The 26,504-nt window shown below is 50.8% G+C and carries 24 protein-coding genes and 1 pseudogene; 13 read left to right on the plus strand and 12 right to left on the minus strand.

What is annotated here, in order from left to right; genetic code table 11:
• Positions 1 to 61 precede the first annotated feature (61 nt).
• From AACT35_RS07130 to AACT35_RS07150, 5 genes are all read right to left on the minus strand, one after another.
• On the minus strand, positions 62 to 481 hold the full coding sequence (locus AACT35_RS07130) for a type IIL restriction-modification enzyme MmeI (RefSeq protein WP_099240227.1): 420 nt from the start codon (positions 479 to 481) through the stop codon (positions 62 to 64).
• Positions 482 to 608: 127 nt separating this feature from the next.
• Positions 609 to 1,796, minus strand: coding sequence for a GNAT family N-acetyltransferase (locus AACT35_RS07135; RefSeq protein ID WP_012305991.1), 1,188 nt, complete (start codon positions 1,794 to 1,796; stop codon positions 609 to 611).
• Positions 1,797 to 1,829: 33 nt separating this feature from the next.
• Entirely contained in the window at positions 1,830 to 2,354 is a 525-nt protein-coding gene (locus AACT35_RS07140; protein WP_099240229.1) for a phosphoribosyltransferase, read from the minus strand.
• On the minus strand, positions 2,351 to 2,929 hold the full coding sequence (locus AACT35_RS07145) for a metal-binding protein (protein WP_099240232.1): 579 nt from the start codon (positions 2,927 to 2,929) through the stop codon (positions 2,351 to 2,353). Before AACT35_RS07145 ends, AACT35_RS07140 begins: the two co-directional genes overlap by 4 nt.
• Positions 2,929 to 5,082: an IMS domain-containing protein gene (locus AACT35_RS07150; protein WP_099240234.1), complete on the minus strand. Its 2,154-nt coding sequence runs from the start codon at positions 5,080 to 5,082 to the stop codon at positions 2,929 to 2,931. The genes AACT35_RS07145 and AACT35_RS07150 overlap by 1 nt, the downstream gene beginning before the upstream one ends.
• A gap of 278 nt (positions 5,083 to 5,360) precedes the next feature.
• Between AACT35_RS07150 and pdhA the strand changes: the two genes are divergently transcribed.
• From pdhA to gcvH, 4 genes are all read left to right on the plus strand, one after another.
• Positions 5,361 to 6,392 carry a pyruvate dehydrogenase (acetyl-transferring) E1 component subunit alpha gene (pdhA, locus tag AACT35_RS07155; RefSeq protein WP_030006129.1) on the plus strand — a complete coding sequence of 344 codons (1,032 nt, stop codon included), beginning with the start codon at positions 5,361 to 5,363 and terminating at the stop codon, positions 6,390 to 6,392.
• Positions 6,393 to 6,548: 156 nt separating this feature from the next.
• The gene (locus AACT35_RS07160; protein WP_099240236.1) at positions 6,549 to 7,874 is read left to right on the plus strand and encodes an aminopeptidase P N-terminal domain-containing protein; all 1,326 of its coding nucleotides are present in this window, start codon (positions 6,549 to 6,551) and stop codon (positions 7,872 to 7,874) included.
• Positions 7,875 to 7,889: 15 nt separating this feature from the next.
• On the plus strand, positions 7,890 to 8,012 hold the full coding sequence (locus AACT35_RS07165; RefSeq protein ID WP_256376225.1) for a hypothetical protein: 123 nt from the start codon (positions 7,890 to 7,892) through the stop codon (positions 8,010 to 8,012).
• 179 nt (positions 8,013 to 8,191) lie between these two features.
• Positions 8,192 to 8,590, plus strand: coding sequence for a glycine cleavage system protein GcvH (gene gcvH / locus AACT35_RS07170; RefSeq protein WP_030006127.1), 399 nt, complete (start codon positions 8,192 to 8,194; stop codon positions 8,588 to 8,590).
• Here the strand turns inward: gcvH and AACT35_RS07175 are convergent.
• Positions 8,569 to 9,600: a DMT family transporter gene (locus AACT35_RS07175; RefSeq protein ID WP_099240238.1), complete on the minus strand. Its 1,032-nt coding sequence runs from the start codon at positions 9,598 to 9,600 to the stop codon at positions 8,569 to 8,571. The two genes, gcvH and AACT35_RS07175, sit on opposite strands and share 22 nt — an antisense overlap.
• A gap of 386 nt (positions 9,601 to 9,986) precedes the next feature.
• On the opposite strand from AACT35_RS07175, the gene ftsH2 reads away from it, so the two are divergent.
• Entirely contained in the window at positions 9,987 to 11,873 is a 1,887-nt protein-coding gene (gene ftsH2 / locus AACT35_RS07180) for an ATP-dependent zinc metalloprotease FtsH2 (protein ID WP_099240241.1), read from the plus strand.
• Between the two features lie 107 nt (positions 11,874 to 11,980).
• Complete coding sequence (locus tag AACT35_RS07185) at positions 11,981 to 12,106, plus strand: hypothetical protein (protein ID WP_254903473.1); 126 nt, start codon at positions 11,981 to 11,983, stop codon at positions 12,104 to 12,106.
• A 174-nt stretch (positions 12,107 to 12,280) separates the two neighbouring features.
• Here AACT35_RS07185 and nblB read toward each other — a convergent pair whose 3' ends face one another.
• The 4 genes from nblB to purM all read right to left on the minus strand — a co-directional run bounded on the left by nblB (position 12,281) and on the right by purM (position 15,045).
• A complete protein-coding gene (gene nblB / locus AACT35_RS07190; protein ID WP_099240243.1) occupies positions 12,281 to 12,937 on the minus strand; it encodes a phycobilisome degradation protein NblB in 657 nt (218 codons plus the stop codon).
• Between the two features lie 31 nt (positions 12,938 to 12,968).
• The gene (locus AACT35_RS07195; RefSeq protein WP_012305981.1) at positions 12,969 to 13,436 is read right to left on the minus strand and encodes a CBS domain-containing protein; all 468 of its coding nucleotides are present in this window, start codon (positions 13,434 to 13,436) and stop codon (positions 12,969 to 12,971) included.
• Positions 13,437 to 13,520: 84 nt separating this feature from the next.
• Positions 13,521 to 13,967, minus strand: coding sequence for a beta-carboxysome assembly chaperone CcmS (gene ccmS / locus AACT35_RS07200; protein ID WP_099240245.1), 447 nt, complete (start codon positions 13,965 to 13,967; stop codon positions 13,521 to 13,523).
• A gap of 52 nt (positions 13,968 to 14,019) precedes the next feature.
• Positions 14,020 to 15,045, minus strand: coding sequence for a phosphoribosylformylglycinamidine cyclo-ligase (gene purM, locus AACT35_RS07205; RefSeq protein ID WP_099240247.1), 1,026 nt, complete (start codon positions 15,043 to 15,045; stop codon positions 14,020 to 14,022).
• 917 nt (positions 15,046 to 15,962) lie between these two features.
• Here purM and AACT35_RS15820 point away from each other — a divergent pair.
• Positions 15,963 to 16,244 (plus strand): annotated as a pseudogene (locus AACT35_RS15820) (septal ring lytic transglycosylase RlpA family protein); the annotation flags it as partial.
• A gap of 19 nt (positions 16,245 to 16,263) precedes the next feature.
• Entirely contained in the window at positions 16,264 to 17,790 is a 1,527-nt protein-coding gene (locus tag AACT35_RS07215; protein ID WP_099240251.1) for a bifunctional pantoate--beta-alanine ligase/(d)CMP kinase, read from the plus strand.
• A 3-nt stretch (positions 17,791 to 17,793) separates the two neighbouring features.
• Here AACT35_RS07215 and AACT35_RS07220 read toward each other — a convergent pair whose 3' ends face one another.
• Positions 17,794 to 18,543, minus strand: coding sequence for an RNA methyltransferase (locus tag AACT35_RS07220; RefSeq protein ID WP_099240253.1), 750 nt, complete (start codon positions 18,541 to 18,543; stop codon positions 17,794 to 17,796).
• Positions 18,544 to 18,581: 38 nt separating this feature from the next.
• Between AACT35_RS07220 and AACT35_RS07225 the strand changes: the two genes are divergently transcribed.
• Both AACT35_RS07225 and fusA read left to right on the plus strand, forming a co-directional pair.
• Entirely contained in the window at positions 18,582 to 18,704 is a 123-nt protein-coding gene (locus AACT35_RS07225) for a hypothetical protein (RefSeq protein WP_254903474.1), read from the plus strand.
• Positions 18,705 to 18,995: 291 nt separating this feature from the next.
• A complete protein-coding gene (fusA, locus tag AACT35_RS07230; protein ID WP_012305975.1) occupies positions 18,996 to 21,083 on the plus strand; it encodes an elongation factor G in 2,088 nt (695 codons plus the stop codon).
• Positions 21,084 to 21,238: 155 nt separating this feature from the next.
• Here fusA and AACT35_RS07235 read toward each other — a convergent pair whose 3' ends face one another.
• Positions 21,239 to 21,844, minus strand: coding sequence for a HupE/UreJ family protein (locus tag AACT35_RS07235; protein ID WP_158227973.1), 606 nt, complete (start codon positions 21,842 to 21,844; stop codon positions 21,239 to 21,241).
• A 64-nt stretch (positions 21,845 to 21,908) separates the two neighbouring features.
• Here AACT35_RS07235 and pbpC point away from each other — a divergent pair, with 64 nt between their 5' ends.
• The 3 genes from pbpC to gloA all read left to right on the plus strand — a co-directional run bounded on the left by pbpC (position 21,909) and on the right by gloA (position 26,495).
• Positions 21,909 to 24,320, plus strand: coding sequence for a penicillin-binding protein 1C (gene pbpC / locus AACT35_RS07240; RefSeq protein ID WP_254048057.1), 2,412 nt, complete (start codon positions 21,909 to 21,911; stop codon positions 24,318 to 24,320).
• Between the two features lie 651 nt (positions 24,321 to 24,971).
• A complete protein-coding gene (locus tag AACT35_RS07245) occupies positions 24,972 to 26,057 on the plus strand; it encodes a transporter substrate-binding domain-containing protein (protein ID WP_254048058.1) in 1,086 nt (361 codons plus the stop codon).
• Positions 26,058 to 26,099: 42 nt separating this feature from the next.
• A complete protein-coding gene (gloA, locus tag AACT35_RS07250; RefSeq protein ID WP_012305971.1) occupies positions 26,100 to 26,495 on the plus strand; it encodes a lactoylglutathione lyase in 396 nt (131 codons plus the stop codon).
• Positions 26,496 to 26,504 lie beyond the last annotated feature (9 nt).

A 26,504-nucleotide genomic window follows, 5' to 3' on the forward strand; every position in this document is an offset into this window, starting at 1 on the left:
GATCCGTAAACAGAATTTTCGGTACACTGTCATAGGTTCCGTAATTACCATTGGCACTCAGCTACGACTCACTAAAATCCTGCCACACCCGAAAATGATCACCGATATCACAGGTAATTAAAAACGGTGGCTTCGGCTCCACAAACCGCGCATAGGTACGAACTTGCCCAAACGCCTTTTTCATCTCCTTGCGATAGGCAGCCGTCCCCCGTTTCCCGTGCCCCTTGCTGCTACTATTGCTACCCTGCTTCGTCTCGAAGACAAAACAACCCTCTTTGTAGAAATCAATAAAATTTGTCGTTGCCGCCCCACTCGGCGCAATGATTTTCACATCCCGATCAAAACAATAACTATTATTCCCACTTCCCTTCGGTGGCGACTTTTCTACCCCCAGAAATTCACAAAAATCATTCAAAAAGCTCTGGTAATTGGCTCGCTCATTCCCCTCTGAGTTCTGCCATTTCTGAATAAAATCCGTCATACCCTATACACATATTGAGGCGATCGCCCCTTAATTTTACTCCATACACTAAGAGAATCCTCTCTACCTGTGGCATCTCCCCCAAGGGAGGATGGTCGGTGGGCGATCGCGCTTTTGGCTAGTGAAGCTAGGAAATTTTCAATTGAACTTCCTGCCGTTTAAAGGGAATATCCGCATTAATCGCTTCGATTTCCTGTTGCTCCATGGCATTAATTTCATCAATATAAGCGTCTAAAACTTGGCCCATGCGGGGTTGATAAAAACGGTGGAGGCTATAGTTTGGGGTTGCCGGGAAACCGCGTCGTCGCTTATGTTTTCCGCCAGCGCCCGGATCATACATCGTGATCCCCTGTTCGATTGCCCATTGGATCGGTTTGTAATAGCAGGCTTCAAAATGGAGACAGTCATATTCATCAAAGGCCCCCCAATAACGACCATAAAGATAATCATCTTTGCGGATACAAAAAGATAAACCGACGGGATGTTTGTCATCTTCTGGCGTGTAAGCGGCGGCCAGAACAACGCGATGGCGATAGGTAGATTCTAAGGTTTCAAAAAAGGGTTTCCGGAGATATTTACTCCCCCAAAAAAATTTGTCGCAGGTGCTGCTATAGAAACGATAAATGAGTGGGAAGTAATGGGCGGGAATTTCGTCCCCGGTCATCATCTTGAGGGATAAACCTGCTTTGTCAACGGCTTTGCGTTCGCGCTTAATGTTTTTGCGTTGGTTGGAGGTAAAAGCACCGAGATAGTCGTCGAAGTTGTCGAAATTCTGGTTACTCCAGATGTAGCCATGGTGGAGCCAAGCTCGGAAGCCGAGTTGTTCCATGGTTTTTTGCCAGGTGGGATCGACAAACAGAAAATTACAGCCGGAAAGTTGTTGGCGATCGCAAAATTGATCAATGGCAGCGACCATGACCTGGGAGAGGGTCAATTCATCTTCGCCGGGGGCAATGAGAAAGCGGTAGCCCACGGCGGGCGTGAAGGGGGTCATGCCCACGAGTTTTGGGTAATATTCGTGGCCCAGGCGGTAGGACAGATCGGCCCATTGGTGGTCAAAGACAAATTCGCCGTAGCTGTGGCCTTTGATGTAGAGGGGGGCCATGGCAATAAATTCTCCATCCCGCTGCACCGAGAGATGGCAAGGTTGCCAGCCCGTCCGGGGGCCGACACTGCCAGACAGTTCAATATTGTGGAGCCAATCCCATTCTAAAAAAGGGGTTTTCAATGGCGCGGCGATCGCATCCCAGGCAGCTTTGGGGATTTCCGCGATTTCACTGTGCCAAGTAACGGTAATTTGCGACGGGGCAACCATTGATTTAGGCAAAATTTAAGAATTTTTTATACCTTAATGGATCTCGTTTGATTTTGCATGGCTCTCCGTGGGCATGGCTCGCCATTTTTCGTAATGCTCAAAGGGCTGCTGAATCCAAGGATTATCGGGCAAATGCTGGACAAAGTAATCCGGCTGAAATTGGGAATGGCCTTTGTACCAGAGGACGGCGGTACGAATTTCTGTAATCTGGGGGGCTTGGGTTTGGAGCCAGGTCTGGGTTTGCTGGAGACTCCGCCCCGAATCAACTAAATCGTCTACCAGTAAAAGGCGATCGCCGAGGGGGCCAAAGTTCGTAAAATGCTCGGCGAAATGGAGTTGGCCTTGCTCACGATTGCCGATGCCACCGTAGCTAGCCACATTGAGAATTGCCAAGGGTTGATCGAAAATGCGCGCCAAAATGTCACCAATCCTTAAGCCACCTTTCGCCAAACAGAGAATTTGATTAAATTCCCACTGGGATCTTTGAATTGTGACGGCCAATTGTTCAATTAAAGCGTGATATTCAGTCCAACTGATCTTGAGGTCTACCATGGTCATCTCCGAGAGGAACGGGGGAATTTACGACGTTTTTTGCGTTTTTTTCGAGAAAAGAAAGAAAATAAGCCTTTTTTTTGGGAACGCTTAACCATGGAACCAAGCCAGTCGCTAACGGAATGACTCATCGCCCCGATTTCTAGCCCCACAAAGAGCGCCAAACTTTCCGCCCAATAATGTTGTTGCCACTGTTGCTGGATATTGAGAAAGACAGTGCGCCAGTTCCAGGGAAAATCAAGAATTAATTGGGCGATCGCCACGCCAACCATTGTGACCAACAGCAGAATTGTCCCTAAATAAAGGAGACGAACAATTGTCCCGATCAAAAATCCGTGGGAAAGGGCTGAACGATGGCGGAGATTTTTTTGGTAGGGGAGCCAAATCCAGCGGAAGATCCCCCAACGTTTAAATTGCACGGAATGAATATCCAAGTCCGGGCCAAACATCAAACCGCTAAACAGATAGGCCAAACTCAAAATGAGGGCCAATTCCCACCGCCGCAGCAGAAAAAAACCAAGGCCCACCACCACAGGTAATCCCCAGAACGTGATCTGATCATGGGTACGTCCGGAAGGCATTACAGGGTTTGGGAGGAACGAATCAACCAGCGATCGCCTTGGCGCACCAAGCTATAGCGGACACGCAGGTCAGAATCATAGGACTGGCCGGGATCGCGTTCCCCATTCGCCCGATAATAATCTGCCTTTTCCTGTACTTGAGCCTCCACGGTCGCCACATTGGGTTGGTCTGAGTTGAAGCTCACCGTTTCAATGGTCAAACTGTGGTCATAGGTGCGGTAGGTACCAGCGCTGCGGACGGCCTGGGCACTACTGCGCCAGCGGGACAGGGACGGTTCTGCCAAAATATTTTCTAGGGCCGCCAAATCACGGTCTTGGCCAAAGGCTCTAGCTTTACTCTCAAACCAAGTTTGAATCACCTCAGTAGCGATCGCCTCATTGAACGCAGGCGTTGTCGTCGTTGGATCGGTTGTCCCATTCTCCGGATTATTATTTGTCTCGGCGGTATCTAAGCTGGGGATCGTTAAGGGCGGCTCACCATTGAGGGTGACCTGTAAGGGTTCCTGGGTAGTTAGGCCAGACAAAATTCGCACCAGGCCCACGACCAGCAAAACACTCCCCACGATAGCGGCGATCGCCCCCCAAGGCCCGATAGACTTTTTTGACGAAACTGATTTTGACGAAGCAGAAGACGCTTCCGGGTCTGGGTTTAATGCCGCAGTTACAGGTGCTACACCAGGAGAAGGCGGTGCCGGGGGAACTGTAGCGGGAGTTTGAGTGACGAGATCCTCAAAGGAATCAACCTTGGCGGGACGACTGGGATGCGGCGAAACGACGGTTTCTGACTGTAATGTTTCCGGTGGCTTTTCCGACGGGGCTGCTGTATTTTCTGTGTCTGGATGTGGTGTGGGTGTGGGGACAGCCTCCGTGAGGAGATCGTCAAGGTATTGCTGCACTTCAGGATCGGCGAAGTAAGCTGTCAACGAAACAGAGCCATCTTCACGCCGTTGCCGGAGATCGCGGAAATGGGAAAAAACCTCTGTTTTCAGCCACTGTTCCCCGTAGAGACATAGGCCTGGGAGTAGATCCGGTGCCCCCTCAGACTGCTCTTGAATGTAGGCGATCGCCTCCTGTTCCTGACTTTGTTCTAACAGTTGATTGGCTTCCGTTGGCTGACCTAAAAGTAAGGCGCAGATTGATTGCTCCAAGAAAACATCCTGGCGTTTGCCGAGGCGTTTTAATAGGGTCTGGGCTTGCACGACCAGGTCTGGTTTCCGTTGCGAAAACCCAGCAGCCAAGAGAGCATACACTGCTAGATAGGCCGCTGCCGCCGAAGGCCGCTTTGATTCTGCCACAAAGAGATCTAACTGTTCTTGCACCGTCAGATAACTGCGTAACTGCTGGATAAAGCGCAAAAAATCATCAATACTTAGACCCGACTGATCGTCCCCCTGGCCATCAATTCCTGCACGGGCGCTCAACATTTCCTGGAGCAGTTGTAAGCCCCGTTGTCGCTCTTGGGTTTCTGATTCGGGTAGGGCCAGAAGTTCTAGCACTTGATAGGGTCTGAGGCGATTGAGATCCCCTTGAATTTCCCGTTGGAGGTCTGCAAATTGTGCCACATCTACCAGTAGCTCTTGACTCTTCTGACCGGAGAGAGCCGCCTGTTCGTAATGTTGCTGGAGCCACTGTTCCCGACTCAATTCCCAGTGGGCCAGGGCCAAACAGAGCCGCAGTTCTTGCTCGACGACTTCGACGGCCCCAAATTTCCCTTCCTTGACCAGCTTGCCTTTGCCCTTGAGGTAGGGGGCAGCCCACTTCAATACTAATTCGTACTCCCCCAGGTCGAGGAGTAACAGCAGTCCCCCCAGTAAATCTTTTTCCGCGATGTCAATGGTTGGTTGGTGGGCCGTCAGGGCTTCTAACTCTGTGTCACTGGAGGGGCGATCGGGAAAAGGCAGTTTCGGACGGCTGGGGACGAGGGAACGGAACATATTGCCCGACAGCTCATGGTCATAGACGGCGCGGGTTTCTGTTTGGGATAACACCTCAAAGGCTTGCTCGATAATCCGGTTGCGGGCCTCAATGGCCAAGGCATTATGTTCGCGACGGGGAAATTGGGAAAGGCGATCGCGATAGGCTTGGGTAATTTGGGCAGTGGTTGCCTTGGCGGGGACGCATAGGATGCGGTAATAGTCGAGCGGAATGCGCACAGTTTACTTTCCTATCAGCAAAAGTCAGGTCAATTAAGGTTATATTAACCAAAGAATTTTAAACACCATAGGTTGCACGCTGTAGCGTTACCGAGCCCCGCAATCCTTAGAACATAGACCTCAGACCCTCTGGTTTGTTGATTGCTAAGCGATTGAACCGATGATGCTTTGCTTCTATGGAAGTCAATTTGATTCTAAACTGTTACTGCAGATTTCACACAGCCCTCGCGCCGCGTGATCGACTCATAAGACTAACCGAAAAATCCTGAATGTTAATGATGCATAAAGAACGGACAGCCCCAGAATTTGATAGTTCTTCGGTAGAGATCACCAAAGAAGAAGCCCTCATGCTCTACGAAGATATGACCTTAGGACGCTTGTTCGAGGATAAGTGTGCTGAGATGTATTACCGTGGCAAAATGTTTGGCTTTGTTCACCTCTACAACGGTCAGGAAGCGGTTTCCACTGGGGTGATTCGCTCGATGCGGCAGGGGGAAGATTTTGTTTGTAGTACCTACCGTGACCACGTCCATGCCCTCAGCGCTGGGGTTCCCGCACGGGAAGTAATGGCGGAACTTTTTGGTAAAGAGACAGGCTGCAGCAAGGGTCGGGGCGGCTCGATGCACATGTTTTCAAAAGAGCATGGTCTCCTGGGGGGCTATGCGTTTATCGGGGAAGGCATTCCGGTGGCGGCGGGTGCGGCTCTCCAAAGTAAATACCGCCAGGAAGTGATGGGCAATAAAAATGCTGATAATGTGACGGCTTGTTTCTTCGGGGATGGAACGTCCAATAATGGTCAGTTTTTTGAAACTTTGAATATGGCGGCCCTCTGGAAATTGCCGATTTTATTTGTCGTAGAGAACAATAAGTGGGCAATTGGTATGGCCCATGAACGGGCAACGTCCCAGCCGGAGATTTATAAGAAAGCAAGTGTGTTTGGGATGCCCGGCTATGAAGTGGACGGGATGGATGTGTTGGCAATGCGGGATGTGGCCCAAAAAGCCGTGGCCAGAGCCAGAGCCGGAGAAGGGCCAACTTTGATCGAAGCACTAACTTACCGCTTCCGGGGTCACTCCCTCGCCGATCCCGACGAATTGCGGTCTGCGGAAGAAAAAGAATTCTGGGCCCAGCGGGATCCACTCAAACGCTTTGAAAAATTTGTCACCAATCGGGGCCTAGCCACCGCCGAGGAATTAAAAGCGATTGAGAAGAAAGTCCAAGCGGTTGTGAATGAGTCTGTGACCTTCGCTGAAAGTAGCCCTGAACCCAATCCGGCGGATCTGCGTAAGTACATTTTTGCCGAAAGCTAAAACAGATCTTTAATTTCTAAAGTTAGGGTTGGCGATCGCCTTTTGGGTAGGATCGCCAACCTTTTTTCATGGGTCAATTTCCGGGGCTAAATTCGGGGGCAAAAAAGTTTGCTACCATTTTATTCACTCAAAACAAGCGCAAATCGATAGAAATCAATGGGCATTACACCGCAGGAATACCAACAGCGTCGCCAAGCATTCATGGCCGAAATTGGCCAGGGAACCGCCATCCTACGCAGTGCGCCCCACGCGGTGATGCATAACGATGTGGAATATAATTTCCGCCAAGATAGCGATTTTTATTATTTAACGGGTTTCAATGAGCCCAATGCGGTGGCTGTGTTCGCTCCCCACCACCCAGAACATCAATTTATTCTGTTTGTGCAACCCAAGGATTTGGCCCAGGAAATTTGGGTCGGCTACCGGGCCGGAGTCGAAGGGGCCAAGGAAAAGTTTGGCGCGGATATCACCTACTCAATTCAAGAATTAGACGAAAAACTGCCGGAATACCTCAAGGGCGGCGATCGCCTTTTTTATCACCTGGGCCGGGACGAAAAATTCAACCAAACGATTCTGCAACACTACCAACGTCTCCTGGCAACCCGCTCGAAGCGCGGTACAGGCCCCACTGCCCTTGAAGATCCGGGGCAAATTTTACATCAGATGCGCATGGTCAAAAGCCCAGCGGAACTAGACCTCATGCGTCGGGCCACAGCCATTTCTGCCAAAGCCCACCTCTGGGCACTGGAATATGCGAGACCTGGACTCTACGAATACCAAGTCCAAGCCGAAATCGAACACCTGTTCCGCCTCGAAGGGGCTGCCGGCTTTGCCTATCCTTCCATTGTTGCCGGGGGGGCCAATGCTTGTATCTTGCACTACGTTGAAAATAGTGCCCAACTCCAGGACAACGAATTACTCCTGATCGATGCAGGGGCTTGCTATGACTACTACAACGGCGACATTACCCGCACCTTCCCCATTGGTGGCCGATTTACCCCGCAACAAAAAACCCTCTACGAAATTGTCCTCGAAGCACAAAAACAAGCCATTGCAGCCGTCCAACCCGGACATTCCTACCAAAGCTCCCATGCCGCTGCCGTGCGGGTCATCACCCAGGGGTTATTGGATTTGGGATTACTCCGGGGCGATCTCGAAGAATTGATCGAAGGGGAGAAATATAAGCCTTTCTTTATGCATGGCACGGGCCACTGGTTGGGGTTAGATGTCCATGACGCAGGGATCTACAAAATTGGCCCGGAAAAGGATGCTTGGACGAATTTTGCGGCGGGCAATATTGTCACCGTTGAACCGGGTATTTACATTTCCCCCTACATTGAACCGGCCGAAGGTCAGCCAGAAATTCCCGACCACTGGAAGGGCATTGGCATTCGTATCGAGGACGATGTGCTGGTTACAGAAACGGGCCATGAGGTTTTGACGGCGGCTGTCCCCAAAGAAATTAAAGAGCTAGAGCGCTAGGGAATCATTTTCGAGATGCAGCGTGATTTACTCAGCTTTGGGCTATTTTTTCTGGGTCTAACGGTCTATCTATTTTGGTCGGCGAAAACGGAAATGGGCACTAAAATCGGTCAGAAAATAAAAGGCGATCGCCGCTAATGGGCCTTGAGGCGTTGCGGCCATGGTTGCCACGACCCAGGAATCGTAACAAATTTCTGGTTAAGCCTTGATCTTGCCAAAATTCCAGAATAAAGTAGCCCAAGGGTTGTACAGACTTGACACATCCATGGCGATTTTCTGTCTGTGCCCTGCAACCTTCCAGCCTAGAGAAATTGACTATGGAACTCGAATATCCAGATGACCTCCGCTATTTAGATAGCCACGAATATATTCGCCTCGATGGGGAAATTGCCACCATTGGCTTGAGTGCCCATGCCATCGATGAATTGGGGGATATTGTGTTCCTAGAGTTACCAGAGGAAGGGGATGCAATTGTTGTGGGTGAAACCTTTGGCAGCATTGAATCAGTCAAAGCCGTCGAGGATCTTTACGCGCCGATTTCTGGCACTGTCATTGACCGTAATGAGACGTTGATCCAATCGCCAGAGATGGTTTCCGAAGACCCCTACGAAGAAGGGTGGTTTATCAAAGTGCGGGTCGATAACCTCGACGATGAAATGCTCGCCGAAACGATGACCGCCGAAGAATACCGGCTTCAGGTGGCAGGCGAAGAATAGGATTGGGTGGCAGCTTGGGTTTGGGGCTTTTGGGTCTGGGCCGATTTCGCCAGATAAATTCCCCCAAGCACCCCGCAAAAGGCGATCGCATTGGTCGGCGTTAACGTCTCACCCAAGAGACCCCAGGCAAACACCGCCGTAATGATTGGCTCCAAAAGGAGAAAAATTGCCACAAAGCCAGACGAAAAGGTTTTGAGACTATAGACCACTAGCCCCTGGCCAAAACACTGACACAAAATAGCTAAACCAATGGCGGCTCCCCATACTGGCAAGGACTGGGGAAACAGATGGTCTTCGGTGAGCCACACAAAAGGCAACAGCAACAGACAACCGAAACCGCAGCGCCAGAGCAAAATTTGACTGGCCCCCAGGCGATCGCGCAGGTTTTCTACCAAAAGCAAATTCACGCCATAACAAAGGGCTGACAGCAGAGCCAGCAGATCCCCGGTCAAATGCTGCCAGGCCAACTGGAAATCCGTCACCCCAATGGCGATCGCCCCCCCCATAGCGACCACCAGACCCCAGAGAAAGCGTCGGTCAAAACTTTGGCGTAACCATAACCAAGCCCCCAGGGTCGTGAACAGCGGCGTCAAATTGCGTAAAACCGTCGAATTCGCCACACTCGTCTCGGCGAGGGAGAGCGCCCACAGCACCACAGAGCTCGAAGAAACCGCCCCCACCAAAAGCAACAAAGCATAATCTTTGCCGGTGATCCGTGGGGCGATCGCCGTAACATTGCGATCATCTGCCCTGGGTTTCAGCAGCTCCCACAAGCCCAAAACCACCGTCGCCAACCACAACCGATTAAAAACCGTGGCCCCGGCCCCTAGCTCCGTACTACACCAACGGATAAAAATCGCCGCAAACGATACTGCCAGCAACGCCAAAATGAGCAAAAATAAAGTCCACTGTAAGGGCGACTGGGTTGATGAATCAGGGGAAACTGGGTCATGGAGAGCCGCCGCATCGGTGGTCAGAGAGTCATGGGGAACAGGGGAAGGAGAGATCACGGCAAAATCACGTTGAAAATCTAAAAAATTGAATTAAATATTTAACCTTAACCAAATCTACAGTAGAAAACGATCAGTCCTCCCTTTGCCTGGGAAACGCAGCCAATCATCGGCATTCCCCTCACCCAGCGAAAAGCAGCGATTCGCCCTAAGAAAATCCCAGAAAGTTGCTATCAAAATGAGAATTAAGTTAAATTTAGTTAAGACATCGTCATAAAAATGCCAATTTATAGGCCAAGCCCCTAAGCAACGCTTTCTTTTTATATTGCTAACAAGCGCGGAAACCTTTGCTTCGTGGTGCGCCCCTAGGGATTGCAAAGATGAGTGGCCTAGCGCTACTTCTCGCCGCATCCATTTATTGAATCAAACATAACAAAGATTAACCCATGAAACCATCTTGGAAAACCGTTGTCCTCTGGGCACTTCCCCTACTCGTGATCGGCTTTTTTGTCTGGCAGGGAGCCTTTTCGGCAAATCCCTCCAATCTCGTTGGTAATAGCGCCAACATCCGCATGAGCTATGGCCGCTTCCTTGAGTATTTAGATGCTGGCCGGGTAACAAGTGTTGATCTCTACGAAGGGGGCCGCACAGCGATCATCGAAGCGGTTGACCCAGAACTCGATAACCGTGTGCAACAAATCCGGGTTGATTTACCGGGCAATTCTCCTGAGCTGATTAGTAAGCTCCGGGACGCCAAGGTAGACTTCGATTCTCACCCTGTTAGCAACAATGGCGCTGTATGGGGCATTCTCGGCAATCTGATCTTCCCAATCCTGTTAATCTCGGCGCTATTCTTCCTCTTCCGTCGCTCCAGCAATATGCCCGGTGGCCCTGGCCAAGCAATGAACTTCGGCAAGTCTAAAGCTAAGTTCATGATGGAAGCCCAAACGGGAATCATGTTCGATGACGTTGCTGGCATCGAAGAAGCAAAAGAAGAACTCCAAGAAGTTGTCACTTTCCTGAAACAGCCGGAAAAATTCACTGCAGTGGGGGCACGAATTCCCAAAGGGGTACTGCTTGTGGGGCCTCCTGGGACGGGTAAAACTCTCCTCGCAAAGGCGATCGCCGGTGAAGCGGGTGTTCCTTTCTTCAGTATTTCTGGTTCTGAGTTTGTCGAAATGTTCGTTGGGGTCGGGGCATCCCGTGTCCGTGACCTCTTCAAAAAAGCCAAAGAAAATGCGCCTTGTCTGATCTTTATCGATGAAATTGACGCTGTGGGTCGCCAACGGGGTGCAGGCATCGGTGGCGGTAACGACGAGCGGGAACAAACCTTGAACCAGCTTCTAACGGAAATGGACGGTTTCGAGGGTAATACTGGCATCATCATCATTGCCGCAACCAACCGTCCCGACGTGCTAGATTCCGCGTTAATGCGTCCTGGTCGTTTTGACCGTCAGGTGACGGTGGACACCCCCGATATCAAAGGTCGTCTGAGCATCCTCGAAGTCCATGCTCGCAACAAAAAACTAGCGGATGAAATTTCCCTTGATGTAATCGCCCGCCGGACGCCTGGTTTTAGTGGTGCTGATCTCGCTAACCTCTTGAACGAAGCGGCAATTCTCACAGCCCGTCGCCGTAAAGAAGCAATCACCATGGCGGAAATTGATGACGCTGTAGACCGAGTGATCGCTGGGATGGAAGGGACACCCCTCGTTGACAGCAAGAGTAAGCGTCTGATTGCTTACCATGAAGTGGGTCACGCCATTGTCGGCACCCTACTCAAGGATCACGATCCGGTGCAGAAAGTGACGCTTATTCCCCGTGGCCAAGCCCAAGGTTTAACCTGGTTCACCCCTAACGAGGAACAGGGTTTAACGACGAAATCTCAGCTAATGGCCCGCATTGCTGGTGCCCTCGGAGGCCGCGCCGCCGAAGAAGAAATCTTTGGCCATGATGAAGTGACTACCGGCGCTGGGGGTGATCTCCAACAGGTCAGCGGTATGGCGCGCCAAATGGTGACTCGCTTTGGGATGAGTGATCTTGGCCCGTTGTCTCTAGAAAGTCAACAGGGTGAAGTTTTCCTCGGTGGTGGCTTTATGAACCGCTCGGAATATTCTGAAGAAGTTGCTTCGCGCATTGATGAGCAAATTCGGATTATCGCCGAAGAAGCCCACCGCCTCGCCCGCAAACTGGTGCGCGATAACCGGGAAGTCATTGATCGTCTCGTAGATCTGCTGATCGAACGAGAAACTATCGATGGAGAAGAGTTTCGGCAGATTGTGGCCGAATACACAACCGTTCCCGAAAAGGAGCAGTTTGTTCCACAACTCTAAACTCATAATTTGAGATTAATCTAAGGATCAGGGGGAGCCAGTCACTGACTTGTTCCCTCTTTTCTTGGGTCAACTTTTTGGGGCGATCGCCCTTTCCTTTATAATGAATGGCAATGTTTTTATTAGGACTACATCAGATGGCTGCCATTATTCCTTTTGCGGGTTATATCGTCGTTTTCACTGGTATTGCCCTTGCTGGCTTCCTTGGTCTACGGGCCGCAAACATTATCTAGGGAATTGATTTTTAGCGCGATATTTCGTTAGAAATTCATTCTAAAAAACTGCCCCAGGAGAAATCATTGACATGAAAAATCCGAGGCAGTTTTTTGTTGCTTATTCAGTTAAAAACGAATGCTACGGTTAAGTAGAAAAAATTCAAAAATAAGTCCCTTTAATTACGATAAAACCTAGTTAAGATGGTGCTTTGCTTCGTCGGCCACTGCCACTTGTTCATCCTGGGCTAGGGTTTCTAGGAAGGGCTTAACTTCTTCACCCCCCAGCCGTCCGAGGGATTGGGCCAAGCGATAACGCACTTGCCAATCGGGATCAGCAATAAAGGGAGTTAATAGCTCAATGGCGCGGCGATCGCCTAGATCTCCGAGGGCACTGATCGCGCTGGTGCGCACCAATTCTGTTTCTGATTTGAGGGCTTCTTTGAGTAAATCGAAGGCATTAGGATTGCCCAATTCACCGAGGGCTGCCACGATGCTGAATTGCAACAACCACTCCGAGGTGGAATGGTACACCTGGGCCAAATCATTATAGGCTTCGGCAATTTTTAAGCCGGCGATCGCATCGGCTGCTGCTGCCTTGATATCCAATTCCGAATCGTTAAAAAGGGCATGGCGGAGTAGTGCTAAAGCCTCTGTTTCAAAGCCTTGGCCCACCGCATCCATTTGACTGACCGCCGCATAACGTACCCGTGCTTCGGGATCACTCAGGAGGGGCTGAATCAGGGGAAACGCATCCTGGGACGAAAAAGCCCGGAGCTGATTTAAGCCGGAAATGCGATCGCCAAAGCTATCGGAAGAAAGCAGTTGTCGGACGGATTCAAGGGAAGCCATGAAGATGTTTTACCAAATGAAACAATGGAATTTAAGAGGCCTGGGCCATTGCTCGAATAATATCACCTTGGGTAATGATCCCAATGACTTTTTCGCTGTCTGGGGCAATGACGGGTAAACGACCCACGTGTTTCTCATGCATTAAGTGGGCCGCTTCCCGGACAATTTTTTCGGGGTGGATCGTGTAAACTTTTTTGCTCATGACTTCCCCCACCGTTTGGCCGAGGGCCTTGTGAATCTCAGCGTCGTGCTTAGCGGGATTTTGCAAATAAATCACACTATCCAACAACATGATGTAGGGGGGCGTATCTACCCCTGTTTCTTGCCAGGTGAGGTCACTGTCTGAAATGATCCCCACCAATTTACCCTGACCATCAACAACGGGAAGGGCGCTAATTTTTTTCTCCACAAGGAGGGCGATCGCCGTTTGGAGCGAATCATCTGCTTTGACCACGGCGGGATCGGGGGTCATGACTTCGGCAACGGTTTTGGTAATCATGATGCCAGCTTAGGGGATTTTTAGGATTTTCTGTCTTTATTCTAGGAAAATCTCGCTTTATTGTGGGGTTCTCGTAGTAGATCGTTACTTCGAGGCCGATTCAAGCTGGATAGATTCAGCCATGGCCGCTTCTAAATCGGCAATCAACTGATCCAGGTCGGGGCCATGGGTTTGCCAACAGGTTTCAGGGCTGGGGTCAGCTTGGTAATACACCAGTTTCACCTGCCCGTCACCAATGCAGAGGATAATTACTTCCTGCTCAAAGTCTGCCCCGGCAATGATCCCCAGGATTTCCTGGAGACGCCCCCCCACCCGTCGATTCAAGGTCTGGAGGGTTTCTGGGGAGCAGAGCACAAAATGGGGCTGGGGTTTGAGGTCAATGCCGAGGATCGTGCCGTCGTGGTGCCATTCCTGCTGGAGCCCCCAGGCGAGGGCCGTCAGCTGGGAGCGGTAGTCTTGGACGAACCAATCCACGTGCGATCGCCATTTTTCCCTGGGTTGCGGGCCTTGATTGTCGAAGGAGGAAAACATGAACTCAAACCCAATATTAGTAACTATTAATCGTTGGCAAGGATGACCGTAGCTATTGTAGCCCGAGGACTTCCCCTTGACCTGCGACCACCGTACCCACTTGCCAAGCCGCGAGCCCCTGGGCCTTAAACCAAGCAACATTTTCCGCCGCTTTGGGGGCCGGCACAATCACCACATAGCCCACCCCCATGTTGAAGGTGTCCCACATGGCCGCTTGGGGGACATCACCCATGGTTTGCAGCCACTGGAAAAGGGTGGGGATTTCCCAGGTGCTCGGATCAATGGCGATGGACTGATTGGCTTGGAGACACCGGGGCAGATTTTCGGGGAGACCGCCTCCGGTGATGTGGGCCATACCGTGGATCTCCATGTTGGCCTTGAGGGCACCTTGGATCGCCTGGACATAGATTTGGGTGGGCGTAAGGAAGACTTCACCGAGGGTTTTGCCCTGAAATTCTGCGGGTTTGTCGTTCCAGGACAATTGATTCGTTTCAATGATTTTCCGCACTAGGGAAAAACCATTGCTGTGGACACCGCTACTGGGTAAGGCGATCGCCACATCGCCGACCTGCACTTGGGAGCCGTCTAAAATTTCGCTCTTTTCGACGATCCCCACACAGAAGCCCGCAAGATCATATTCCCCTGCTTGGTAAAAACCCGGCATCTCCGCTGTTTCGCCCCCCAGAAGCGCACAACCACTCTGCTTACACCCTTCAACAATCCCGGCGACCACCTGGGCCAATTGCTCCGGTTCGAGCTTGCCCGTCGCTAAATAGTCGAGGAAAAAGAGCGGTTCGGCCCCAGAGGTGAGGATATCGTTGACACACATTGCCACCAAATCAATGCCGACGGTGTGGTGCTGATCGGTCTGGTGGGCGATTTTGAGCTTTGTACCCACCCCATCCGTACCGGAAATCAACACCGGTTGACGATAGCCAGCGGGAATTTCAAAGCAGCCACCAAAACCACCGAGGCCACCCAGTACCCCCGGTCGGTATGTGCTTTCGACGTTATCCTTGATGGTTTTGACGAAGGAACGCCCTGCTTCGATATCTACTCCTGCTTGTTGGTAGTCCATGCGATAAAAATTCTTTATGAATTGGTCAAGGGAAATTGTCGAGTCTGACAAAACTCGAAAAGCAGATTTTACCGTGCTTTAACTTTATTCGTTGCCATTTATTTTGACCTGAAACCCCATTTTCGACTCTGTGTATACGGATGTGAAGCCAAAAAAGCCTGTGTTACTGTATGTCGGCTTAAGAAATGTAACGTGATCACAACGTTCTGACTTAGGTGTGGGTAAGCGCATTTTTTGGATGCAACGGCCCCTTTGACCAAAGGAAACCCTCTACTGTCAATTGTTTTTGGTGAGGCATGGTTTTCGGCGGTAGTTGAATTCAATTTTTTTTCATGACCTTAAAACGTAAACATTTGCTCGCTTTGTCTGCTGCCTTTACGACCTTTGCTCCCTTGAGCTTGACCGCAGCACCAACCCTAGCAAATACGGATACGTCTCCTCGTGTTCTGGCCCGTACTCAAGTGACCGCTGCGGCAGAACGTTTAGAACCAATTGCGACGTTGTTTTCTTATCCCCACGAAGAACGGACTGCTACCACCCTCTACGTCAATCAACTCCCCGTTCTCACGTTTCTCAATTCTGGTGATGCCGCCGATGATGAGGCCCAGGCGATCGCCCAAAAAGTTTCCCAAGAATTAAATACCCTCGTTGCCCAAGCGGACTTTGATGCCACGAAATTTTCTGCAAGTTGGCAGGCCGCAGGCAAATATGACTTGCTCTATGACAATGCACCCTTGATCACCCTAGATGATTCGGTTTTTCTCGCGGATCGGACGGGCAATGAGACCCAGGATGCTCTGATTGCGGTGAATCGCTTCCGGCGGATCCTCGGTGGTGCTGAACCCATGGCGGCGATCGCCAATGCCCCCAAGGCAAAAAATGTGGCGGGTGCTGGCCTGAAGGTACAACGCACCATGCAAGGCCGGGCCTCTTGGTATGGGCCTGGGTTCCATGGCCGACGCACGGCGAGCGGCGAACGATTTAATCAAAATGCGATGACTGCCGCCCACAAGAGCCTACCCTTTGGCACAAAAGTGCGGGTAACAAATGTCCGCAATGGTCGTTCTGTGGTGGTGCGCATCAATGACCGTGGCCCCTTCACCCCTGGTCGCATTATCGATTTGTCCAAGGGTTCGGCCCAGCAGATTGGGTTAGTCAGTGCTGGCGTGGCTACGGTAAAGTTAGAGGTTCTGAACTAACGTCTCCATCCCTTAGCCGATGAAAGTTGTACGCACCCTTGCTGGATTACAAACGGCGATCGCCCAGGTTGCCCCGAGGCAAAAAATTGGTTTTGTCCCCACGATGGGGGCGCTCCACCGAGGCCATGGCAGTTTAATCCAACGGGCGAGGGTAGAAACAGACTTTGTGGTGGTGAGTATCTTCGTTAATCCTCTGCAGTTTGGAGCCAACGAAGATCTTGACCACTATCCCCGGCAATGGGAAGGCGATCGCCAATTTTGTGACGACCTGGGGGTAGACCTCATCTTTGCCCCCACAGTAGCCGAAATGTATCCGGGGCCAGAACCAGTGCAGATCTTGCCGCCTCCTGGGTTGACCAGCGGGCTTTGTGGTCGCTTTCGTCCAGGCCATTTTACGGGGATGGCGACGGTGGTGGTGAAACTGTTGCAATTGGTACGGCCAGCGATCGCCTATTTCGGTGAAAAGGACGCCCAACAACTGGCGATTATTAAACGGCTAGTGCAGGATTTGCATCTACCCGTCACTGTCCGGGGTTGTCCCATTGTCCGGGAGCCGTCGGGGTTAGCGCTCAGTTCCCGCAATCAATATTTATCTGCGACAGAAAAAACCGAAGCGATCGCCCTTTCCCAAGCCCTCCAAACTGCCCAAGCGCTATTTCAAACGGGGGAACGGCACGCAGGTCGGCTCATTGCAGCGGCCAAAGAAATCCTGGCTAAATTTCCGGGGGTACAACTGCAATATTTAGAATTAGTCGATCCAGAAACCCTGACCCCCCTGCCCCAGGTGCAAAAATCTGGTTTACTGGCGATCGCCGCCTATGTCGGTCAAACCCGTTTGATTGATAACACCATGCTAAAAACCCGTCAGCCGATTATTGCCATTGATGGCCCCGCCGGAGCCGGCAAGTCCACCGTTACTCGCCAAGTGGCCGAGCAGCTCAAGCTTCTCTTTCTAGATACCGGGGCAATGTACCGGGCGATCGCCTATCTCGTTTTAGAAAACAATATCAATCCCCAGGATGAAGTGGCCGTCGCTGAACTCGTCAGTACCGCCACCATTACCTTAGTGCCCCCCAAGGCGCCCACAGAACCCATTACCGTGCTGGCGAATAACCTTGATGTGACCCAGACAATCCGCACGCCGACTGTGACGAAACAGGTATCTGTCATTGCCGCCCAAGCCGCCGTCCGCCAAGCCCTAGTGAAGCAGCAGCAACGCCTCGGCGAAAATGGGGGCCTCGTGGCAGAGGGGCGCGATATTGGTACCCATGTGTTTCCCGATGCCGAACTCAAGATTTTCTTGACTGCCACCCCTGCCGAGCGAGCCAGACGCCGCGCCAAGGATCTCGCTGCCCAGGGAGAAACCAACATTGACCTAGGACAACTAGAGGCAGAAATCACCGAACGCGATCGCCTCGACAGTACCCGCGCCATTGCTCCTTTGACCAAGGCTCCCGACGCGGTGGAATTAATTACCGATAACCTCAGCATTGAGGCGGTGGTCGCTAAAATTATTCATTTATATAAAGGTATAAATCAGGCCTAAATATTATTCGGGTGAAGCGGCGTTGGCGATCGCCCATTCCACCTGTCGTAAAATTCCCCGTAACATTGCCACTTCTCGACTACTGGGGCTGGCACGGTGGTACAAATCACGAAATGTTTCCATCCGTGAGGCACTGGTGTGGGGATACAGAAATCCCACCTGCAACAACACCCGCTCTAGGTGCTGGTAATAGCCCTCTAATTCACTGAGATCGGCCAGATCCGGGACTGCTGTGGCTATTTCTCTTGGGGCAAAAGTGGGTTTTTCGGTGGCTAAACTGCGCAATTCGTAGCCACAAACAGTGACCGCCTGGGCCAAATTGAGGGACGTATATGCATCCCCCGTGGGAATGCAGACCAGCCTTTGGGCTTGGTTTAATTCGCTATTACTCAAGCCGTGGTCTTCCCGCCCGAAAATTAGCGCACTGGGTTGATCGTCTTCTAAAAACCAGGGCAAAGCTGCCTTGGGGGTTTCCACGGGCATCGGTAAACTGCGCTGGAGTCCAGTGGTGGCGATCGCCTTTTTGCAACCCGTCAATGCCGTTGTCAAATCGGGAACAACCACCGCCCGTTCGAGAAATTCCCGCCCATGGACTGCCATTAAAAAAGCCTCTTGGCCTAAATGGTTACAATGGGGATTCACTAAGAACAATTGCCCTAGGCCCATATTTTTCATCACCCGGGCAATGGAGCCAAGATTTAGGGCCCCTGCAGGTTCTACAACCACAATCCGAATATGCGTCAAACTCGCCAAGCTATTTTCTCCATCGCAGTGCAACTCCCCATTGTGCCGTGGGCGTGACCCCAAAAAAACCCTGGCGATCGCCAAATCTCATTCTGATTCCATCGGCTCAATATTTGGGTCATGGTTACCTCACCCATTGGCGATCGCCCCCCAAGATCCTTTTAAGTTGACCGCAAGATAATTTACAATCTGTAATGTTGCCATCGTGCCCCGCAAGGATTTTAATATTCTTTGCTGTAGCAAAATATTCAGCTTTCCCAAGACTGGAGCGGCAGCTTATACGAACCAAGCGCGTGACACTTACAATACAAATTAGTCCCTTAACGACTCACCATAAACCACATCGGTTTTAGATTGGCTCAAACAAGACCGAGACGTTTTCAGTTGTACGTCTAATTGCACCGAGTGATCACCCTAGTAAAAATAGTAGTACTTAAATTTTATCGAGCGAACATAAACCTATGAAAGACCTGACCAAATATCGTAATATCGGTATCTTCGCTCACGTCGATGCGGGTAAAACCACCACCACCGAACGTATCCTGAAGTTAACCGGAAAAATCCACAAATTAGGTGAAGTGCACGACGGTGCAGCCACCACTGACTTCATGGAGCAGGAGCAGGAGCGCGGGATTACCATTCAATCCGCTGCCACAAGCTGTTTCTGGAAAGATCACCAGCTCAATATTATCGATACTCCCGGTCACGTCGATTTCACCATTGAAGTTTATCGCTCCCTAAAAGTACTCGACGGTGGTGTCGGTGTATTTTGTGGTTCCGGTGGTGTAGAACCCCAATCCGAAACCAACTGGCGTTATGCCAACGACTCTAAGGTTGCGCGGTTGATCTATGTCAACAAATTAGACCGGATCGGTGCTAACTTCTACAACGTTGTGAAGCAGGTAGAAAATATCTTGGCAGCAACCCCCCTGGTAATGACCCTGCCGATCGGTACAGAGAGTGAATTTAAGGGCGTTGTTGATCTGCTTACCGAAAAAGCTTGGATTTGGGACGAATCTGGCGATCCGATGAACTACGAGATCACCGATGTCCCCGAAGACATGAAGGATCAAGTGGCAGAATACCGCGAAGCCCTCGTCGAACTCGCTGTCGAACAAGACGACGAGATCATGGAAAAATACCTCGAAGGCGAAGAAGTTAGCATTGACGAAATCAAGGCTTGTATCCGGAAAGGAACCCGTGAATTGGCTTTCTTCCCCACCTACTGTGGTTCCTCCTTTAAGAACAAAGGAGTACAACTGGTTCTCGATGCGGTTGTGGACTATCTCCCCAACCCAATGGAAGTCAATCCCCAGCCGGAAACGGACATTGAAGGGAACGAAACGGGCAACTTTGCGATTGTTGACCCCGAAAAGCCTCTCCGTGCTTTGGCCTTCAAGATTATGGATGACCGTTTTGGGGCCTTGACCTTTACCCGGATTTACTCTGGGATGCTCAAAAAGGGTGACACTGTCCTCAACACGGCCACGGGCAAAACCGAGCGCATTGGGCGGATGGTAGAAATGCACGCCAACTCCCGTGAGGAAATCGATGAAGCCCAAGCGGGTGATATCATCGCCATTGTTGGGATGAAGAACGTCCAAACGGGTCACACCCTTTGCGATAAGGACAATCCGGCAACCCTCGAACCGATGGTCTTCCCCGACCCGGTAATCTCCATTGCGATCGCCCCCAAAACCAAAGGCGGCAACGAGAAAATGGGGGTTGCCCTCAGCAAGATGGTGCAAGAGGATCCCTCCTTCCAAGTGGAAACCGACCAAGAGAGCGGTGAAACCATTATTAAAGGGATGGGCGAACTTCACCTCGATATTAAAGTAGACATCCTCAAGCGTACCTACGGCGTGGAAGTAGAAGTGGGTAAACCCCAGGTTGCCTACCGTGAATCGATCACCAAGGTCATCAACGACAGCTATACCCACAAGAAACAGTCTGGTGGTTCCGGTCAATTCGGTAAGATTGATTACACTATTGAACCTGGCGAATCCGGTAGCGGCTTCCAGTTCGAGTCCAAGGTCACTGGTGGTAACGTTCCCCGTGAATTCTGGCCCGCCGTTCAAAAAGGTTTCGAGCAATCCATCGAGAAGGGTGTGCTGGCAGGTTTCCCCTGTGTTGACCTGAAGGTGACTTTGACGGATGGTGGTTTCCACCCGGTTGACTCTTCGGCGATCGCCTTTGAAATCGCAGCCAAGAGTGGTTACCGTCAAACCCTACCCAAGGCCGGCCCCCAAATCCTCGAACCGATCATGAAGGTGGATGTCTTTACCCCCGATGATTACGTTGGGGATGTGATTGGTGACCTTAACCGTCGCCGTGGCATGATTGAAGGTCAAGAATCTGGTGCCACCGGGATCCGCATCAAAGCCAAAGTACCCCTCAGCGAGATGTTCGGTTACATTGGCGACCTCCGTACTATGACCTCTGGCCGTGGTCAGTTCTCCATGGAGTTCTCTCACTATGATCCTTGTCCGAAGAATGTTGCGGATGAAGTCATCAAGGAAGCTAAAGAACGGGCTGAAGCAAATAGCTAACCCTTAAACGACGCTCTCCCACTGGGCGAGATTAGAACCAAAAAGCCGATTGGTGAAAATACCAGTCGGTTTTTTCTTTGGTCGCCATCAGTCCATTAAAAAACTCCCCACTGAAACCCGGAGAGTTTTTTGATCAAACCTGTCAGTATCGCTGCTTAAATGCTCTGGGCCAAGACCGTCATACCAGCCACTACCATCATCACCCCAGCAATGCGGAAAAATTGAATCTGTTGACGACGCAAGGCCAGCCAAGCCGTTCCCATGCCGATGAGGTGTAAGCTCGCAGTCCCTGTTAGGAAACCGAGGGCATATTGAAGACCTTGGGCATTGGCAGGCATTTCAGCGCCATGGGCATAGCCATGAAAAACGGCCAGCGCCCCAATAATGAGACTACTCCACAGCAACGGCAGACGGGTGCCAAAGAAAACAAAACAACCTAACAGTAGGTCGGAAAAGATAATCCCAACCTCGATCCCTGGTATGGCCATGCCGACCATGCCAAGTAAACCACCCACCAGCATCAGTCCCAGAAAACTCAGGGGGAGTAAAAAACGCCCTTGCTTTTCTTCGACCTGCACGGCCCAAATCCCCACCGCTAACATGGCAACGAGGTGATCGAGGCCCCCAAGGGGATGTTGAAAGCCATGCCAAAAGCCAGCGGTTTCGTGGCCGCCAACGTGGGCGATCGCCACCGATGGCAGAAAAACGCAAAGCATCGCCCCGAGAAATAACAAACCGTGCCGAATGTGATGCTGACCCATGGTGTCGCTCCTTTGAAACATTCCAATTTTAGTGAACAATCCCAGGGATGCTATCGCTTTGGTGATGAGTCTTAAAGATTCGCTTTATTCGGTAAAACTGCAAAATATTAAGCCTTTGGGCGATCGCCCCAGAAAAGGGCTACAACTACGAAAAGAGATGAGGCCCAAGCTGCTTGTGTTGCTGCGTGACTGGCTCCTAAAAATTTGGCGACGATCGCCCCTCCCCCTAAAAATGATCGCTGTCCTGGGGGCGATCGCCTTGGTGGTGCGTTTAATGCCCTTCCTGATGCCTTTGCAAGCAGCGGATATTGCCCAAACCGACCAAGCCTTTCGCTTTTATGACCGCCATGGTTTGTTTTTGGGGACAGTCCTCAGCGCCGACCAAGAAAATACCTCTGTTGTCAGCCTCGATGAAGTTTCGCCCTATTTTCAGCAGGCGATTATCGCGGCGGAGGATGGTGATTTTTACCACCATGGCCCCCTGGATCTCCAGGCGATCGCCAGGGCCACTTACCAAGCCATCAAACACCAAAAAATTGTCAGCGGGGCTTCGACGATTACGATGCAGCTTGCCCGGATGTTAGGCGATCGCCCCCGGACTTTGCACGCGAAACTCCAGGAAATTTGGGTCGCCTGGCGTTTAGGGGCGGGCATGAACCGCCAAGAAATTCTCACCGCTTACATTAACCGTTTACCCATGGGAGGCAATATCTACGGCGTTGAAGCGGCAGCCCAGATTTATTTTGGTGTGGCGGCAGCAGATCTTAATTTGGCCCAGGCGACCCTCCTTGCGGCCATTCCCAACAGTCCCACCTATCTCAACCCCTACCACTATTGGGACAATCTCAAACAACGGCAACGGTATGTGTTGGAGCGCCTCGTCGCCGAGGGAGAACTTTCTCCAGAACAGGCGGATCGGGTTTTTCAGGAAGCCGTTACCCTGCAACCGCGTCACCAGGGCATTCTCAGTGCGCCCCATTTTGTTTTTTTGTTAACAGACCAATTGGACACCAGCCAAAACCCCGTGATTCGCACTACCCTCGATAAAAATCTCCAGGATTTTGTTGCGGCACAGGTGCGCCAGAGCGTTTTAAATTTAAACCAAAATCATGTCCACCAAGGAGCGGCGATCGCCATTGATAACCAAACCGGCGAAATCTTGGCCTATGTGGGATCTACGGATTACTTTACGCCCCAAGGCGAAACCGATGGGATACAATCTCTTCGGCAACCAGGCTCCACCCTCAAGCCTTTTCTTTATCAATTGGCCCTAGAAAACCGCACCATTCGCCCCAATACGATTTTGGCGGATATTCCCACCTACTATGCCATTCCCGACGCCAAACTCTATGAACCCACGGACTATGATGAAAAATTTTTAGGCCCGGTGCGGGTGCGTCTCGCTTTGGGAAATTCCCTCAATATTCCAGCGGTGCGGGTTTTAGAAAAAGTGGGTGTTGAGGCATTTTTACAACGTTTGCACCAATTGGGTTTTCAGCATTTAACCGAAGCCCCCGACTACTATGGCTTGGGTCTCACCCTGGGGAGCGGTGAAGTAACCCTGATGGAGTTGGCCAATGCCTATCGCACCTTGGCTAATGACGGCAAAAAAAGTGATTTAGTGAGTCATTTTGCAAGCTCGGAATCAGCCACAACATTTCTTAGTGACTCCTCAACTTGGCAACTGATTACCCAGATGTTGAGCGATAAACAGGCCAGGGCGATCGCCTTTGGGGTCGATTCGGCGTTAAATTTACCGTTTCCAGCGGCGGTCAAAACGGGAACATCCTCAAATTATCGTGATACCTGGGCGGTGGGATTTAGCGAAAAATACACTGTTGCTACCTGGATTGGTAACTTCGATGGCACACCCATGCAGCAAGTTTCAGGGGTGGCAGGGGCTGCACCGCTCTGGCGCGAAATTATGTTGCACTTGCACCAACAACGTGAACCCTCAGCATTTTCTGAGCCAGCGGCCATGGTCAAACGTCCTATTTGTGCCCTGTCTGGCAAAAAATCCACGGGCCTTTGTCCAGTCATCGTCCAGGAATATTTTTTCCCAGAAGATCTAGCCGAGTACGAAATGGATTTAGATGACTTTTACCAGGAAATTAACGGCGAGATTCGTCTCGTGTTGCCCCCCGAATATGACCGCTGGCTGGCGACCCAAACGACCTTGGCGATGCCCCAAAGCGGTTTAAAAATTTTGTTTCCCCAAGATGGCGATCGCCTCCTGAGCGACCCCAACAATCCCGGCCAACTGGTAATCCAATTTCAAACCAAGAACCAAGAGCCTGTGCAATGGCGGCTCAATGGCAATCCCTGGCAACCGGGCGATCCCCAGAACCCGAAGTTACGCCTGACCCCTGGCCCCCAGACCTTAGAAATTCGTCAAGGCGATCGCCAGGATCAAGTCAATTTTTCCGTAGAAGTAGCCCCGTCCCAAACCACGAAGCGGGGATTTTCAGTAAATTAAATGCTGATGTTCTGTCCCCAAAAAGATTCTAAATCTCTTGTAAGTTGGATGATTTGCTGCAAGTAAGCCCAAAACAAACTAATTTTACTGACTGTGTTGTTTTTTGAAATTGCTTTCAAAGAAAATTAAACAATGATGTCAGTACTTATTTTTTGATCTCTAGCATTTCCCATTGCTGAAAATCAGCGCATATCACCTTAGAAATGCAACATATCGTTGCCCCAGAGATGGCGTTTAATCATCTTTAAATATAAAAAAGGCTCCAGAAAATAAATCTGTAAGCCTTTGCAATACTCAAGTTTTGGTGATCTCAACAACCAGCTTGAGCATTTAATGATGTGTGGGAAGAAACATTAGCTTTATTGTAAACAAGCTAGGGAAAGTAAAGGCCATCGTTACAGAATATGCAACTGCTGTCGTCAATCTACAGGCGAGAAAATCAGGTTTTAAACAGAGATTGATTGTACGAAGTGCTTCACTTCTGTCTAAAAATCAGCTCACCAATAGAATATTGCCAGTGACTACAATGGCACTGTCGTTATTTGAATAATCTTAGGAATGGTTAATGTAAAAAAAGTAGGTGATTTTTTTTCGATCAGGAAACTTGGACAGAAGGGCCTACAAATTCTTGGCTTAATTGGCTTATCCATCTTGGCCGAAGCACAGATCCAAGTCGGATTGGCCCAAAGTCCTGATAATTTGCCAAACGATGAAGCGGCAGAAATTCTCCAGGTTGGCATTGGCGGCACCCCTCCTTTTTTAGTGGAGTCGGTTAACGGTGACTTTCAAGGGATTGTGCCGGATATCTGGGAAACTATTGCCTTTGTGAATGGCTGGGAATATGAGTTGATTTTGCAAACGGAGACACAAGCGGCCCTGGATGCCGTGGCCACTGAGGAATTAGATCTCCTGATAGGGCCGTTTAGTATTACCGCCGAGCGTTTAGAAGCAGTTGATTTCACCCAGCCTTTTTTCATTTCTGGACTAGGGGTTTTGCTGCCCGAAGAGTCGCCCCCCATTTGGGAGCGGGTGCGGCCTTTTTTCACGCGCACGGCCCTCTCATCGGTGGGGGTTTTGCTAGTGTGTTTATTTCTAGTGGGTAATGGGATGTGGCTCGTCGAGAGACGCCATAATCCAGAGGAGTTCCCTCAGCATTATCTGCGCGGCGTGGGCAATGGGATGTGGTTTGCTCTGGTGACTCTGACGACGGTGGGCTATGGCGATCGCTCACCCAAAACCCCTTGGGGACGGTTTATCGCCGGAGTTTGGATGTTGATCTCTTTGATTGCGGTTTCTTCTCTAATTGGGGGATTGGCCTCGGCTTTTACCCTTGCCCTCGCTAAATTGCCAGAGGATGCAATCCGTGACCCTGGAGATTTACGCGGCACCCGCATGGCCGTTGTCCAAGGCACAACAGGGGAAGCTTTTGCTGCCGAATATCGCGCCAAAGTTGTGCAACGCCCTAGCTTAGAAGAGGCGATCGCCTTAATGGAAGCCGACAAAGCAGACGGTGTAATTTTTGATCGGCCAACCCTGGAGTATTACCTCAGTCAGAATCCTGACTTACCCTTGCGGGTTGCTGACTTTAACCTAAATACCGAAAATCTGGGTTTTGTCCTACCCTACGACAGTCCCCTAGCCCTGCCCCTCGATGTAAGTATCGTGGCCCTCGAAGAAGACGGGACCCTCGTCCGCACTGCCCAAGACTGGCTCCAAGGGGAACTCAATTTAGAATAGACACTAGAAATAGTTTGTTACCAACGGAGAAAAACAGCCCCTATGAAAATGCTTCACACCATGATTCGGGTTGGCAATTTAGAAGAATCCCTCAAATTTTATTGTGATGTTCTGGGGATGAAACTCCTGCGCCAAAAGGATTACCCCGGCGGCAAATTCACCCTAGCCTTTGTCGGTTATGGCGACGAGAAAGACAATACCGTGATCGAACTAACCTACAACTGGGACACCGATCGCTATGACCTCGGTAATGGTTTTGGTCACATCGCCCTCGGTGTGGATGATATCTATGGCACCTGCGAAAAAATCCGTGAGCTAGGCGGTAAAATTTCCCGGGAACCCGGCCCCATGAAACACGGCACTACGGTGATTGCCTTTGTCGAAGATCCCAATGGCTACAAGATCGAATTGATCGAAATGAAAAAGGCCGCCGCTTAGAGCTGATTG

It is taken from the genome of Synechococcus sp. BDU 130192, from assembly GCF_963876085.1.
Taxonomy (GTDB): Bacteria; Cyanobacteriota; Cyanobacteriia; order Cyanobacteriales; family MRBY01; genus MRBY01.